Origin of the sequence: Pseudomonas sp. NBRC 111119 (assembly GCF_001320125.1) — a bacterium.
Classification (GTDB): domain Bacteria; phylum Pseudomonadota; class Gammaproteobacteria; order Pseudomonadales; family Pseudomonadaceae; genus Aquipseudomonas; species Aquipseudomonas parafulva.
In genome coordinates, this window is sequence record NZ_BCAV01000079.1 from 1 (window position 1) to 15429 (window position 15429).

Genomic DNA, 15429 nt, shown 5'->3' on the forward strand with positions numbered 1-15429 from the left:
TTTTTCTTTAGCCACGACAGTGAACCTCTTGCCTAAAGGGGATTAGCCTTGTTTTTTAACGAGTGCTTCGACGATGTTCGACGGAGCTTCGGCGTATTTGGAGAATTCCATGGAGTAGCTTGCGCGACCCTGAGACATGGAACGAACGTCGGTCGCGTAACCGAACATCTCTCCGAGCGGAACTTCAGCGCGGACGACGCGGCCGGAGACCGATTCATCCATACCCTGTACCAGACCACGACGACGGTTCAGGTCACCCATCACGTCACCCAGGTAGTCTTCCGGGGTTACAACTTCGACTTTCATGATCGGCTCGAGAACCACGCCACCGCCCTTCTGGGCCAGTTGCTTGGTTGCCATCGAAGCAGCGATCTTGAACGCCATTTCGTTGGAGTCGACGTCGTGGTAAGAACCGTCGAATACCGTGGCCTTGAGGCCGATCAGAGGATAACCGGCAACAACGCCGTTTTTCATCTGCTCTTCGATACCCTTCTGGATCGGGGCAATGAATTCCTTCGGAATCACACCACCCACGACTTCGTTCTTGAATTCCAGACCTTCGGTGATGTTGCCTTTCGCATCAACTTCCGGCTCCGAGAAACGGATCCAGCAGTGACCGAACTGACCACGACCACCCGACTGACGAACGAATTTGCCTTCGATCTCAACGTTGGACTTGGTGATCTTCTCGCGGTACGAAACCTGCGGCTTGCCGATGTTGGCTTCGACGTTGAATTCGCGCTTCATGCGGTCAACGAGGATGTCCAGGTGCAGCTCACCCATACCGGAGATGATGGTCTGGCCAGTCTCTTCGTCGGTCTTGACGCGGAACGACGGGTCTTCCTGGGCCAGCTTGCCCAGTGCGATGCCCATCTTCTCCTGGTCAGCCTTGGTTTTTGGCTCTACGGAGAGCGAAATAACCGGCTCAGGGAAGTCCATACGCTCGAGAATGATTGGCTTGTCGGCGTTGCACAGGGTTTCGCCCGTGGTCACGTCTTTCATGCCGATCAGAGCCGCGATGTCACCAGCGCGAACTTCTTTGATCTCTTCACGCTGGTTGGCGTGCATCTGCACCATACGGCCAACGCGCTCTTTCTTGCCTTTGACCGAGTTGATGACCGAGTCACCGGAGGTCAGAACGCCCGAGTAAACGCGAACGAAGGTCAGCGTACCCACGAACGGGTCAGTCGCGATCTTGAACGCCAGGGCCGAGAACGGCTCGTCGTCGTCAGCGTGACGTTCGTCCTTGCGGACAGCCGGGTCTTCTTTGTCCAGGTCCTTGTCGTCCGGGTTGATACCCTGGATTGCAGGGATCTCGGTCGGAGCAGGCAGGAACTCGATGACGGCGTCGAGAACCAGGGGAACACCCTTGTTCTTGAACGACGAACCGCAGACAGCCGGAACGATTTCGCTGGCCAGGGTGCGCGCGCGCAGGCCTGCCTTGATCTCTTCGACGGTCAGCTCACCTTCTTCAAGGTACTTGTTCATCAGTTCTTCGCTGGCTTCGGCGGCGGCTTCAACCATGTTGTTGCGCCACTCTTCAGCCAGCTCCAGCATATCGGCAGGAATCTCTTCCTCGCGATACGTAGTGCCTTTGTCGTCTTCGTTCCAGTAGATAGCCTTCATCTTGATCAGGTCGACCTGACCCTGGAAGTTATCTTCCGAACCGATAGCCAGCTGGATCGGAACCGGGGTGTGACCCAGGCGGTTCTTGATCTGGCCTACGACGCGCAGGAAGTTGGCACCGGCACGGTCCATCTTGTTCACGTAGACGATACGTGGAACACCGTATTTGTTGGCCTGACGCCATACGGTTTCGGACTGCGGCTCAACGCCGGAGGTACCGCAGAACACGACGACCGCGCCGTCGAGTACGCGCAGCGAACGTTCTACTTCAATGGTGAAGTCAACGTGGCCAGGGGTATCGATGACGTTAACGCGGTAGTTGTCATACTGACCAACAGAACCTTTCCAGAAGGTGGTAACGGCAGCGGAGGTAATGGTAATACCCCGCTCCTGCTCCTGCACCATCCAGTCGGTGGTCGCGGCGCCGTCGTGCACCTCGCCCATTTTGTGGCTCAAACCTGTGTAGAACAGGATCCGCTCGGTAGTGGTAGTTTTGCCCGCGTCAACGTGGGCGCAAATACCAATGTTGCGGTAGCGGTTAATTGCTGTAGTACGAGCCATAAAGCCCTCGCAAAATGATTGATGCTTGAATTAGAAGCGGTAGTGCGAGAACGCTTTGTTGGCCTCGGCCATACGGTGCACGTCTTCACGCTTCTTGACTGCAGCACCCTTGCCTTCAGCAGCATCCAGCAGCTCGCCGGCCAGGCGCAGAGCCATCGACTTCTCGCCGCGCTTGCGGGCGTAGTCTACGAGCCAGCGCATTGCCAGAGCGTTACGACGGGAGGGACGAACTTCAACCGGAACCTGGTAAGTAGCACCGCCGACACGACGGGACTTAACTTCGACCAGCGGAGCGATGGCGTCGAGAGCTTTCTCGAAGATTTCCAGGGGGTCGCTGTTCTTGCGCGCTTTGACAGTATCCAGGGCACCGTAAACGATGCGCTCGGCTACGGCCTTCTTGCCGCTTTCCATCACGTGGTTCATGAACTTGGCGAGAATCTGAGATCCGTACTTAGGATCGTCGAGAATCTCACGTTTTGCTGCTACACGACGTCTTGGCATGATAAGCCCTCAAACGGTCTTCAGGTTAGCCCGGGACGTGGGTCTGCGACCCCTGCCCGACCTTACTCTTATCGACTCAAAAAATGGATGTCTGCAAACGGCCGATTACTTCGGACGCTTGGTACCGTACTTCGAACGACCCTGGTTACGGCCTTTAACGCCCGAAGTATCCAGAGAGCCGCGAACGGTGTGGTAACGAACACCTGGCAAGTCTTTTACACGGCCGCCACGGATCAGGACGACGCTGTGCTCTTGCAGGTTGTGGCCTTCACCACCGATGTACGAGGAAACCTCGAAACCGTTGGTCAGACGCACACGGCACACTTTACGCAGTGCCGAGTTAGGTTTTTTCGGCGTGGTGGTGTACACACGGGTGCACACGCCACGACGTTGCGGGCAGTTCTGCAGCGCAGGAACGTCGGACTTTTCGACCGAACGCTTACGCGGCTGACGTACCAGCTGGTTGATAGTTGCCATCTACTAGCTCCACTGATTGTCTTGCGACGCTATTGTCTTGCAAGAAAGCCAAAAATTGGCGAGACGGAGCCTCACCAAATTTAAGGGTACAAAAGTCTAAAGAGGATCTTGCACCCAGTCAAGACGAAGCCCCGGCCCTCCTCGCCCGATCATCGGCAACATTTCATGTCAGCGATGATCGTTCGAGGCTGCCGGGGCCCTGCCCTGTACTCAGTTACCGCTGGAGTTCAGCGCTTCGGTCAGTGCGGCTTCCACCTCACTGGCGCTCACACGCAGCGGCTTGTCTGCTTCACGGCGACGCTTGCGCTCGCTGTGGTAGGCCAGACCGGTACCAGCCGGGATCAGACGACCCACGACCACGTTCTCTTTCAGGCCACGCAGGTAATCGCGCTTGCCGGTTACCGCCGCTTCGGTCAGCACGCGGGTGGTTTCCTGGAAGGAAGCCGCGGAGATGAACGACTCGGTCGACAGCGACGCCTTGGTGATACCCAGCAGCACACGGGTGAACTTGGAGACGAACTTGTCGTCGCCAGCCAGGCGCTCGTTCTCTACCAGCACCTGAGTCAGTTCCATCTGGTCGCCCTTGATGAAGCTGGAATCGCCCGACTCGGAGATCTCGACCTTGCGCAGCATCTGACGCAGGATGGTCTCGATGTGCTTGTCGTTGATCTTCACGCCCTGCAGACGGTAAACGTCCTGGATCTCGTTGACGATGTACTTCGCCAACGCGCTCACACCCAGCAGACGCAGGATGTCGTGCGGATCGCTCGGGCCGTCGGAGATGACTTCGCCGCGGTTTACCTGTTCGCCTTCGAAGACGTTCAGGTGGCGCCACTTCGGAATCAGCTCTTCGTACGGATCGCTGCCGTCGGTCGGGGTAATGACCAGGCGACGCTTGCCCTTGGTCTCTTTACCGAACGCGATGGTGCCGCTGACTTCAGCCAGAATCGAGGCTTCTTTCGGACGGCGCGCTTCGAACAGGTCGGCAACGCGCGGCAGACCACCGGTGATGTCACGGGTCTTGGACGTTTCTTGCGGAATACGCGCGATAACGTCACCCACACCGATCTGCGCACCGTCAGCAACACCCACCAAGGCGTTGGCAGGCAGGAAGTACTGCGCCGGTACGTCAGTACCTGGCAGGTACAGATCCTTGCCGTTGGCATCGACCATCTTGATCGCCGGACGGATTTCCTTGCCAGCGGCAGGGCGATCCTTGACGTCCAGGACTTCGATGTTGGTCAGGCCGGTCAGCTCGTCGGTCTGGCGCTTGATGGTGATGTTTTCTTCCATGCCCACGAAGGTCACGGTACCTTTGAGCTCGGTCACGATCGGGTGGGTGTGCGGGTCCCACTTGGCGACGATTGCGCCAGCTTCAACCTTGTCACCTTCCTTGACCGAAATTACCGCACCGTAAGGCAGCTTGTAACGCTCACGCTCACGGCCGAACTCATCGGCAATCGCCAGTTCGCCCGAACGGGATACGGCAACCAGGTTACCGTCAGCGCGCTCTACCTGCTTCAGGTTGTGCAGACGAACCATACCGCCGTTCTTCACCTGGACGCTGTCGGCAGCCGAGGTACGGCTTGCAGCACCACCGATGTGGAACGTACGCATGGTCAGCTGGGTACCCGGCTCACCGATCGACTGTGCAGCGATAACGCCGACAGCTTCACCGATGTTCACCTGGTGACCGCGAGCCAGGTCACGGCCGTAGCACTTGGCGCAGATGCCGTAGCGGGTTTCGCAGTTGATCGGCGAACGCACGATCACTTCGTCGATGCTGTTCAGCTCGATGAACTCGACCCACTGCTCGTCGACCAGCGTACCGGCCGGCACGATTACATCCTCGGTGCCTGGCTTGAACACGTCACGGGCAATGACACGGCCCAGTACACGCTCACCCAGCGGCTCTACAACGTCGCCACCTTCGATGTGCGGCGTCATCACCAGGCCTTGGTCGGTACCGCAATCGATCTCGGTTACCACCAGGTCCTGCGCAACGTCCACCAGACGACGGGTCAGGTAACCCGAGTTCGCGGTCTTCAGTGCGGTATCCGCCAGACCTTTACGAGCACCGTGCGTCGAGATGAAGTACTGAAGTACGCTCAGGCCTTCACGGAAGTTCGCGGTGATTGGCGTCTCGATGATGGAGCCGTCAGGCTTGGCCATCAGGCCACGCATACCGGCCAGCTGACGGATCTGGGCAGCGGAACCCCGCGCACCGGAGTCAGCCATCATGTACATGGAGTTGAAGGACTCCTGATCGACTTCGTTGCCCTCGCGGTCGATGACCTTCTCTTTCGAGAGGTTGGCCATCATCGCCTTGGACACTTCGTCGTTCGCCTTGGACCACAAGTCGATGACCTTGTTGTACTTCTCGCCCTGGGTTACCAGGCCGGACGCATACTGGCTCTCGATCTCTTTCACTTCATCGGTAGCGTTACCGATGATGCGGGCTTTCTCATCCGGGATGACGAAGTCGTTCACACCGATGGAAACACCGGAGATGGTCGAATAAGCGAAACCGGTATACATCAGCTGGTCAGCGAAGATAACGGTCTCTTTCAGACCCACCACGCGGTAGCACTGGTTGATCAGCTTGGAGATCGCCTTTTTCTTCATCGGCTGGTTGACCACGTCGTACGGCAGGCCTGCCGGAACAACCTGGAACAACAGCGCACGGCCGACGGTGGTATCGACGATACGGGTATTCTTGGTCACGCTGCCATCGCGGTCTTTCACGGTTTCGTTGATACGAACCTTGATTTTCGCGTGCAGGGCGGCTTCGCCGGCGCGGAATACGCGGTCGACTTCCTGCAGGTCGGCAAATACGCGACCTTCGCCCTTGGCGTTGATGGCTTCACGGGTCATGTAGTACAGACCCAGTACAACGTCCTGCGACGGAACGATGATTGGCTCACCGTTGGCTGGCGACAGAATGTTGTTGGTCGACATCATCAGCGCGCGCGCTTCGAGCTGGGCTTCCAGGGTCAGCGGCACGTGAACGGCCATCTGGTCACCGTCGAAGTCGGCGTTGTACGCCGCACACACCAGCGGGTGCAGCTGAATGGCCTTGCCTTCGATCAGAACCGGCTCGAACGCCTGAATACCCAGACGGTGCAGGGTGGGTGCACGGTTGAGCAGTACGGGGTGTTCGCGGATGACCTCGGCGAGTACGTCCCAAACCTCGGGCAGCTCGCGCTCGACCATCTTCTTGGCAGCCTTGATGGTGGTCGCCAGGCCGCGCATTTCGAGCTTGCCGAAAATGAACGGCTTGAACAGCTCAAGGGCCATCTTCTTCGGCAGACCGCACTGGTGCAGACGCAGGGTCGGGCCTACGGTAATTACCGAACGGCCAGAGTAGTCCACGCGCTTGCCGAGCAAGTTCTGACGGAAGCGACCTTGCTTACCTTTGATCATGTCAGCCAGGGACTTCAGCGGACGCTTGTTCGAGCCAGTGATGGCGCGACCGCGACGGCCGTTGTCCAGCAGGGCGTCGACCGCTTCCTGCAGCATGCGCTTTTCGTTGCGCACGATGATGTCCGGTGCCGACAGATCCAGCAGGCGCTTCAGACGGTTGTTACGGTTGATCACCCGACGATACAGGTCGTTCAGGTCGGAGGTCGCGAAGCGGCCGCCATCCAGCGGTACCAGCGGACGCAGGTCCGGCGGCAATACTGGCAGGACGGTCAGAACCATCCACTCAGGCAGGTTGCCCGAGCCCTGGAAAGCTTCCATCAGCTTCAGGCGCTTGGACAGCTTCTTGATCTTGGTTTCCGAGTTGGTCTGCGGAATTTCTTCACGCAGGCGGCCAATCTCGTGCTCCAGGTCGATCGCGTGCAGCAGCTCGCGGACAGCCTCGGCACCCATGCGGGCGTCGAAGTCGTCACCGAACTCTTCCAGCGCTTCGAAGTACTGCTCGTCGTTCAGCAGCTGACCCTTTTCAAGGGTGGTCATGCCCGGGTCGATAACGACGTAGCTCTCGAAGTAGAGAACGCGCTCGATATCACGCAGGGTCATGTCCATCAGCAGGCCGATACGGGACGGCAGCGACTTCAGGAACCAGATGTGGGCAACCGGCGAGGCCAGTTCGATGTGCGCCATGCGCTCACGACGAACCTTGGCCAGGGCAACTTCAACGCCGCACTTCTCGCAGATGACGCCGCGGTGCTTGAGGCGCTTGTACTTGCCGCACAGGCACTCGTAGTCCTTGACTGGGCCAAAGATCTTGGCGCAGAACAGGCCGTCACGCTCGGGTTTGAACGTACGGTAGTTGATGGTTTCCGGCTTCTTAACTTCACCGAACGACCACGAACGGATCATTTCAGGCGACGCCAGACCGATGCGGATGGCGTCGAACTCTTCGACTTGACCCTGGTTTTTCAGCAGATTCAGTAGGTCTTTCAAGGCCTTTCCTCCTGGCGGAGCAGGGAGCGGGCATTACCTGCCCCACTCCCCTTCGCGTCACGTGTTATTCGGTTTCCAGATCGATATCGATACCGAGCGAACGGATCTCTTTGATCAACACGTTGAAGGACTCGGGCATGCCCGGTTCCATACGGTGATCGCCATCCACGATGTTCTTGTACATCTTGGTACGGCCGTTCACGTCGTCCGACTTCACTGTGAGCATTTCTTGCAGGGTGTATGCCGCGCCGTATGCTTCCAGCGCCCACACTTCCATCTCCCCGAAACGCTGACCACCGAACTGCGCCTTACCACCCAGCGGCTGCTGGGTAACCAGGCTGTAGGAACCAGTGGAACGCGCGTGCATCTTGTCGTCCACCAAGTGGTTCAGCTTAAGCATGTACATGTAACCAACGGTCACAGGACGCTCGAACTTGTTGCCGGTACGGCCATCGAACAGCACCATCTGGCCGCTCTCTGGCAGGTCGGCCAGTTTCAGCATGGCCTTGATCTCGCGCTCTTTGGCACCATCGAAGACTGGGGTAGCCATTGGCACACCCTTCTTCAGGTTATGGGCCAGGGCCAGGATCTCTTCGTCAGTGAACTCGTCGAGGTTTTCCTGACGACCACCGATCTCGTTGTAGACCTCGGTCAGGAACACGCGCAGCTCTGCAGCCTTGCGTTGCTCTTCGATCATGCGGTCGATCTTCTCGCCCAGGCCTTTGGCTGCGAGGCCCAGGTGGGTTTCGAGGATCTGACCGACGTTCATACGCGAAGGTACGCCCAGCGGGTTGAGCACGACGTCTACCGGCGTACCGTTGGCATCGTGAGGCATGTCTTCAACCGGCATGATAACCGAGACAACACCTTTGTTACCGTGACGGCCCGCCATCTTGTCACCCGGCTGGATGCGGCGGCGGATAGCCAGGTAGACCTTGACGATCTTCAGTACGCCCGGTGCCAGGTCATCGCCCTGCTGCAGCTTGCGCTTCTTGTCTTCGAACTTGTCGTCCAGCAGACGGCGACGGTCGACGATGTACTGCTGAGCCTTTTCCAGCTGCTCGTTCAGTGCATCCTCAGCCATGCGCAGTTTGAACCACTGGCCGTGCTCCAGGCCGTCCAGCACTTCGTCGGAGACCACGGTGCCTTTCTTCAGGCCCGCACCACCGTCGACCACCTGACCGTTCAGAGCAGAGCGCAGACGTTCGAAGGTAGCGCCTTCAACGATGCGGAACTCTTCGTTGAGGTCCTTGCGGATCTCGTCCAGCTGCATCTTCTCGATGGCCAGGGCGCGGCTGTCGCGCTCGACGCCATCGCGGGTGAAGACCTGTACGTCGATGACAGTACCCTTGGTGCCGGTTGGCACGCGCAGGGAGGTGTCCTTAACGTCGCTGGCCTTCTCACCGAAGATTGCGCGCAGGAGTTTTTCTTCCGGCGTCAGCTGGGTTTCGCCTTTTGGCGTTACCTTGCCGACCAGGATGTCACCGGCGCCGACCTCAGCACCCACGTAGACAATACCGGCTTCGTCCAGTTTGTTCAGTGCAGCTTCACCCACGTTCGGGATGTCCGCAGTGATCTCTTCTGGGCCAAGCTTGGTGTCACGGGCCACACAGGTCAGTTCCTGAATGTGGATGGTGGTGAAGCGATCTTCCTGGACTACACGCTCGGACAGGCAGATGGAGTCTTCGAAGTTGAAGCCGTTCCACGCCATGAACGCGATGCGCATGTTCTGGCCCAGTGCCAGTTCACCCATGTCGGTGGACGGGCCGTCAGCCATGATGTCGCCGCGCTGAACCTTGTCACCCTTGCTCACCAGCGGACGCTGGTTGATGCAGGTGTTCTGGTTCGAACGGGTGTACTTGGTCAGGTTGTAGATATCTACACCTGCTTCGCCGGTTTCCACTTCGTCGTCGGCCACGCGAACCACGACACGGCTGGCGTCGACCGAGTCGATCACACCACCACGGCGAGCAACCACGCAGACACCGGAGTCACGGGCAACGTTGCGCTCCATGCCAGTACCTACCAGCGGCTTGTCAGCGCGCAGTGTCGGTACAGCCTGACGCTGCATGTTCGAGCCCATCAACGCACGGTTGGCGTCGTCGTGCTCGAGGAACGGAATCAGCGACGCTGCGACAGAAACAACCTGCTTCGGCGAAACGTCCATCAGGGTGACGTCTTCCGGCGCCTTGACGGTGAATTCGTTCAGGTGACGGACCGCTACCAGTTCGTCGATCAGCTGCTTTTTGTCGTTCATCGCGGCCGAAGCCTGGGCGATCACGTGATCAGCCTCTTCGATGGCGGACAGGAACACGATGTCGTCGGTGACCACCCCTTCCTTCACCACGCGATACGGGCTTTCGAGGAAGCCGTACTGGTTGGTGCGGGCATAGGCTGCCAGGGAGTTGATCAGACCGATGTTCGGACCTTCAGGGGTCTCGATCGGGCACACGCGGCCGTAGTGGGTCGGGTGTACGTCACGGACTTCGAAGCCGGCACGCTCACGGGTCAGACCGCCCGGGCCAAGTGCAGAGACACGGCGCTTGTGGGTGATCTCGGACAGCGGGTTGTTCTGGTCCATGAACTGCGAGAGCTGGCTGGAGCCGAAGAACTCTTTCACCGCCGCCGCAACTGGCTTGGCGTTGATCAGGTCCTGCGGCATCAAGCCTTCGCTTTCGGCCATGGACAGACGTTCCTTGACCGCGCGCTCTACACGCACCAGGCCTACACGGAACTGGTTCTCGGCCATCTCGCCGACGCAACGTACACGACGGTTACCCAGGTGGTCGATGTCGTCGACGATACCTTTGCCGTTACGGATATCGACCAGGGTCTTCAGAACCTCGACGATGTCTTCCTTGCTCAGCACACCCGAACCTTCGATTTCGGTGCGACCGATACGACGGTTGAACTTCATGCGACCTACAGCGGACAGGTCGTAGCGCTCGGCGCTGAAGAACAGGTTGTTGAACAGGGTCTCGGCAGCATCCTTGGTCGGCGGCTCGCCGGGACGCATCATGCGGTAGATCTCGACCAGCGCTTCCAGCTGGTTGCTGGTGGTGTCGATCTTCAGCGTGTCGGAGATGAACGGACCACAGTCGATGTCGTTGGTGTACAGGGTCTCGATACGGACGACCTGTGCCTTCGCGACCTTGATCAGCAGATCGGTGGTCAACTCGGTGTTGCATTCGGCCAGGATTTCGCCGGTAGCCGGGTGCACGATGGCCTTGGCGGTGGTGCGGCCCAGGACGTATTCCATAGGAACGTCCAGCTGCTTCACGCCAGCCTTTTCGATCTGGTTGATGTGGCGCGCAGTGATACGGCGGCCTTGCTCAACGATGACCTTGCCGCTTTCGTCATGGATGTCCATGACCGCGACTTCACCACGCAGACGCTGCGGCACCAGTTCCAGGCTGAGTTTCTCGCCGGAAATGTGGAACACATTGGTGGTGTAGAAGGTATTGAGCACTTCTTCAGTGCTGTAACCCAGCGCACGCAACAGCACCGAGGCCGGCAGTTTGCGGCGACGGTCGATACGCACGAATACGCAGTCCTTCGGGTCGAACTCGAAGTCCAGCCAGGAACCGCGGTAAGGGATGATGCGAGCGGAGTACAGCAGCTTGCCCGAGCTGTGAGTCTTGCCACGGTCGTGGTCGAAGAACACACCAGGCGAACGGTGCAGCTGGGAAACGATCACACGCTCGGTACCGTTGATTACAAAGGTACCGTTCTCAGTCATCAGGGGGATTTCACCCATGTAGACTTCTTGCTCTTTGATGTCCTTGATCGCTTTGTTCGACGATTCCTTGTCGAAGATGATCAGGCGCACCTTGACCCGCAGTGGGACCGCGAAGGTCACGCCACGCAGGACACATTCCTTCACATCGAAGGCGGGTTCGCCCAGGCGATAGCCTACGTACTCCAAGGCAGCATTGCCGGAGTAGCTGATGATCGGGAATACCGATTTGAAGGCCGCGTGCAGGCCGACGTCGCGGAAGTTATCCTTGGATGCTCCCGCTTGCAGGAATTCGCGATACGAATCCAGCTGGATGGCCAGGAGGTAAGGCACATCCATAACGTCCGGCAACTTGCTAAAGTCCTTGCGGATACGTTTTTTCTCAGTGTATGAGTAAGCCATCAGCGTTCCCCAGCTTGGTCACCTGCTTGTTTGGCTTCTCCCGGCGGGAGCAGCCAGAAAATCGTGCAAACCCCTTGGTTTGCGCCACCCACATGGGTGTTTTGCAGCTCGTTATCGGGGCCGGCTTGGCCGGCCGCCAATAACGGAAAAAGGCCGGTGGCGCAAGCCACCAGCCATCAGCCCTTTGCTCAACGCTCGGACTGGAGTCGCAAAGTCGAGATTACTTCAGCTCGACTTTAGCGCCTGCTTCTTCCAGCTTCTTCTTAGCGTCTTCAGCGGCTTCTTTCGAAACGCCTTCAGCTACAACCTGAGGAGCGCCATCGACTTTCTCTTTGGCTTCTTTCAGGCCCAGACCGGTCAGTTCGCGAACGGCTTTGATCACGTTCACTTTCTTGTCGCCGGCTTCAACCAGAACAACGTTGAACTCGGTCTGCTCTTCAACAACGGCAGCAGCAGCAGCTGGGCCAGCGGCGGCAACAGCAGCGGTAACACCGAAGGTTTCTTCCATCGCTTTGATCAGCTCAACAACTTCCAGAACGGTTTTCTGGCCGATGGCTTCGATGATTTGCTCGTTAGTCAGGGACATGACTTAAATCCTGTATTGGGGTGACAGCCTACGCAGCCATCAAATTAAACGAATGATTTTGAAAGAGTCGCGCGTGCCTTAGGCAGCGGTAGCTTCTTTCTGGTCGCGAATGGCTGCCAGAGTACGAGCCAGCTTGCTGGTAGCGCCTTGGATCACGCTCATCAGTTTCGCAATAGCTTCGTCGCGGGTCGGCAGGGTAGCCAACACGTCGATCTGGTTCGCTGCAATGAAATTGCCGTCAAACGCAGCTGCCTTGATCTCGAACTTGTCCTGACCCTTGGCGAACTCTTTGAACAGACGAGCAGCAGCGCCCGGGTGTTCGTTGGAGAAAGCAATCAGGGTCGGGCCTTTGAACACGTCGTTGAGGATCGAATATTCGGTGCCTTCAACAGCGCGCTTGAGCAGGGTGTTACGTACGACACGTACGTAGACGCCAGCTTCGCGGGCCTCTTTACGGAGTCCGGTCATTGCGCTTACAGTCACACCACGGGCATCGGCCACGACAGCGGACAGAGCGACTTTGGCAGCCTCGTTGACTTCAGCGACGATGGCCTTCTTGTCTTCGAGTTTAATTGCCACGGGTTTACTCCTGGTTTTTACCGTTTCATCTGGCCGAAGCCGGATGTCGTTTTGGTGTCTGATTCGGTAACGAATCGGGAGCACCATCTGCGTGGGCTGGTGTTTTAAGGCTTGCGCCACCTACGGTCTTGGATAGCCCCCGCCAGGCAGGGACCCCAATTTTTGCTGGCGGTGCGACAGGTCGCACCGCCATGTTCTTACACGTCCAGCGAGCTCTGATCGATGACCAGACCTGGGCCCATGGTGGTGCTCAGGGTAACGCGCTTGACGTAGATACCTTTCGAGGAAGCTGGCTTGATACGCTTCAGATCAGCGATCAGGGCTTCAACGTTTTCCTTCAGCTTGCCAGCTTCAAAGCCGATCTTGCCAACGGAGGTATGGATGATACCGTTTTTGTCGGTACGATAGCGAACCTGACCAGCCTTGGCGTTTTTCACGGCAGTGGCTACGTCTGGGGTTACGGTACCGACTTTCGGGTTAGGCATCAGGCCGCGAGGACCCAGAACCTGACCCAGCTGACCTACAACGCGCATGGCATCTGGCGATGCGATAACGACGTCGTAGTTCAGGTCGCCGCCTTTCATTTCGGCAGCCAAGTCGTCCATACCTACGCGATCAGCGCCGGCAGCCAGAGCGGCCTCAGCAGCTGGACCCTGGGTGAAGACGGCTACGCGAACGGTCTTGCCAGTGCCGTGCGGCAGCACAGTAGCACTACGTACGACCTGGTCGGATTTACGCGGGTCAACACCGAGGTTAACAGCGATGTCGTAGGACTCTACGAACTTGGCAGCCGGCAGCGAAGCCAGCAGAGTGGCCGCTTCTTCGAAGTTGTAGGCCTTGCCTGCTTCGATTTTCTCGGCGATTGCCTTTTGACGCTTGGTCAGCTTAGCCATTACACACCCTCCACGTTCAGGCCCATGCTGCGGGCAGAGCCAGCGATGGTGCGTACAGCAGCGTCCAGGTCAGCAGAAGTCAGATCGGCCTGCTTGGTCTTGGCGATCTCTTCCAGCTGAGCACGGGTCACGGTACCGACTTTAACGGTGTTCGGGCGAGCCGAACCACTGGTCAGGCCAGCAGCTTTCTTCAGCAGAACCGAGGCAGGGGTGCTCTTGGTCTCGAAGGTGAAGCTACGGTCGCTGTAGACAGTGATGATCACAGGCGTCGGCAGGCCGGCTTCTTGACCCTGGGTACGGGCGTTGAAGGCCTTGCAGAATTCCATGATGTTCACACCGTGTTGACCCAGTGCTGGACCAACGGGTGGGCTTGGGTTGGCCTGGCCGGCCTTAACTTGCAGCTTGATGTAAGCCTGAATCTTCTTAGCCATGAGCTACTCCAAAATCGGGTACGAACGCCTGATGGCTCCCCGGATGACTTGCGTTTTATCCCAGTGACGACAAAACCCCGCAGCACACAGGGCTGCGGGGTATGGGATGCTTCGTCCGCCTAGACCTTTTCGACCTGGCTGAACTCGAGCTCCACAGGCGTGGAGCGACCGAAAATGAGCACTGCAACCTGCAGACGGCTCTTTTCGTAGTTAACCTCTTCGACACTGCCGTTGAAGTCTGCGAACGGACCATCAACAACACGGACCACTTCACCTGGCTCGAACAGCGTCTTCGGCTTGGGCTTATCACTGCCGTCGGCAACGCGACGCAGGATGGCCTCAGCCTCTTTATCGGTGATAGGCGCAGGCTTGTCTGCAGTACCACCAATGAAACCCATTACACGAGGGGTGTCCTTGACCAAGTGCCAAGTCCCTTCGTTCATCTCCATCTGGACCAGTACATAGCCAGGGAAGAATTTGCGCTCACTCTTGCGCTTCTGGCCGTTGCGCATTTCGACGACTTCTTCGGTCGGAACCAGGATCTCGCCGAAACCGTCTTCCATGCCAGCCAGCTTGACACGCTCAACCAGGGAGCGCATCACATGCTTCTCGTAACCCGAGTAAGCATGAACAACATACCAACGCTTAGCCACGGGACACCTTTAGCCAACGATCAAGGAGACCGCCCAACCGAGCAGGGAATCGAGCCCCCACAACAGCAGTGCCATAACCAGCACGACAGCCACGACAATCAACGTGGTCTGGGTGGTTTCCTGGCGGGTCGGCCATACGACTTTACGAATCTCGGCACGTGCTTCCTTTGCCAGCGCGAAGAACGACTTACCCTTCACTGTTTGCAAGGCAACGAAGCCTGCAGCAGCAGCAAGAACAAGAAGCGCGAGGACACGGTACAGGATTGGCGCTGCAGAGTAATACTGATTACCCACCACACCAACTACCACCAAAGCCACTACAGCCAGCCACTTGAACAGATCAAAACGCGATTCTTGGGCTTCAGTTTTGGGGGTCATCGAGGAGGATCCTGTAATAAGAAAGCCATCACACCGAGGTGAAATGGCAGGTCAGGAGGGAATCGAACCCCCAACCTACGGTTTTGGAGACCGTCGCTCTGCCAATTGAGCTACTGACCTGTAACGCTGTATCAGGCCGGCTATTATACCGGCCTAATCAAGTAAATCAACTACTTATTCAATGATTTTCGCTACG

General features: G+C 58.0%; 11 protein-coding genes and 1 tRNA gene. All 12 read right to left on the minus strand.

Annotated features, from left to right (window positions below):
* Positions 1 to 42 precede the first annotated feature (42 nt).
* Positions 43 to 2187, minus strand: a complete 2145-nt coding sequence (gene fusA, locus APH25_RS24210) for an elongation factor G (RefSeq protein ID WP_060483622.1) — start codon at positions 2185 to 2187, stop codon at positions 43 to 45.
* A gap of 30 nt (positions 2188 to 2217) precedes the next feature.
* Positions 2218 to 2688, minus strand: coding sequence for a 30S ribosomal protein S7 (gene rpsG, locus APH25_RS24215; protein WP_003246741.1), 471 nt, complete (start codon positions 2686 to 2688; stop codon positions 2218 to 2220).
* A gap of 105 nt (positions 2689 to 2793) precedes the next feature.
* A complete protein-coding gene (rpsL, locus tag APH25_RS24220) occupies positions 2794 to 3165 on the minus strand; it encodes a 30S ribosomal protein S12 (protein WP_003255492.1) in 372 nt (123 codons plus the stop codon).
* A gap of 210 nt (positions 3166 to 3375) precedes the next feature.
* On the minus strand, positions 3376 to 7575 hold the full coding sequence (gene rpoC, locus APH25_RS24225) for a DNA-directed RNA polymerase subunit beta' (protein WP_028633701.1): 4200 nt from the start codon (positions 7573 to 7575) through the stop codon (positions 3376 to 3378).
* Positions 7576 to 7639: 64 nt separating this feature from the next.
* A complete protein-coding gene (gene rpoB / locus APH25_RS24230; RefSeq protein ID WP_060483623.1) occupies positions 7640 to 11713 on the minus strand; it encodes a DNA-directed RNA polymerase subunit beta in 4074 nt (1357 codons plus the stop codon).
* A gap of 220 nt (positions 11714 to 11933) precedes the next feature.
* A complete protein-coding gene (gene rplL, locus APH25_RS24235; RefSeq protein ID WP_003255496.1) occupies positions 11934 to 12299 on the minus strand; it encodes a 50S ribosomal protein L7/L12 in 366 nt (121 codons plus the stop codon).
* A 78-nt stretch (positions 12300 to 12377) separates the two neighbouring features.
* Complete coding sequence (gene rplJ, locus APH25_RS24240; protein WP_028633699.1) at positions 12378 to 12878, minus strand: 50S ribosomal protein L10; 501 nt, start codon at positions 12876 to 12878, stop codon at positions 12378 to 12380.
* 197 nt (positions 12879 to 13075) lie between these two features.
* Positions 13076 to 13771 (minus strand): 50S ribosomal protein L1, encoded by a 696-nt coding sequence (rplA, locus tag APH25_RS24245; RefSeq protein WP_027915749.1) that lies wholly within the window; start codon positions 13769 to 13771, stop codon positions 13076 to 13078.
* Positions 13771 to 14202, minus strand: a complete 432-nt coding sequence (rplK, locus tag APH25_RS24250) for a 50S ribosomal protein L11 (RefSeq protein WP_028633698.1) — start codon at positions 14200 to 14202, stop codon at positions 13771 to 13773. Before rplK ends, rplA begins: the two co-directional genes overlap by 1 nt.
* A gap of 119 nt (positions 14203 to 14321) precedes the next feature.
* Entirely contained in the window at positions 14322 to 14855 is a 534-nt protein-coding gene (gene nusG, locus APH25_RS24255; RefSeq protein WP_028633697.1) for a transcription termination/antitermination protein NusG, read from the minus strand.
* A gap of 9 nt (positions 14856 to 14864) precedes the next feature.
* Positions 14865 to 15233, minus strand: a complete 369-nt coding sequence (gene secE / locus APH25_RS24260) for a preprotein translocase subunit SecE (RefSeq protein ID WP_028633696.1) — start codon at positions 15231 to 15233, stop codon at positions 14865 to 14867.
* 44 nt (positions 15234 to 15277) lie between these two features.
* Positions 15278 to 15353: transfer RNA gene (locus APH25_RS24265), tRNA-Trp, on the minus strand.
* Positions 15354 to 15429 lie beyond the last annotated feature (76 nt).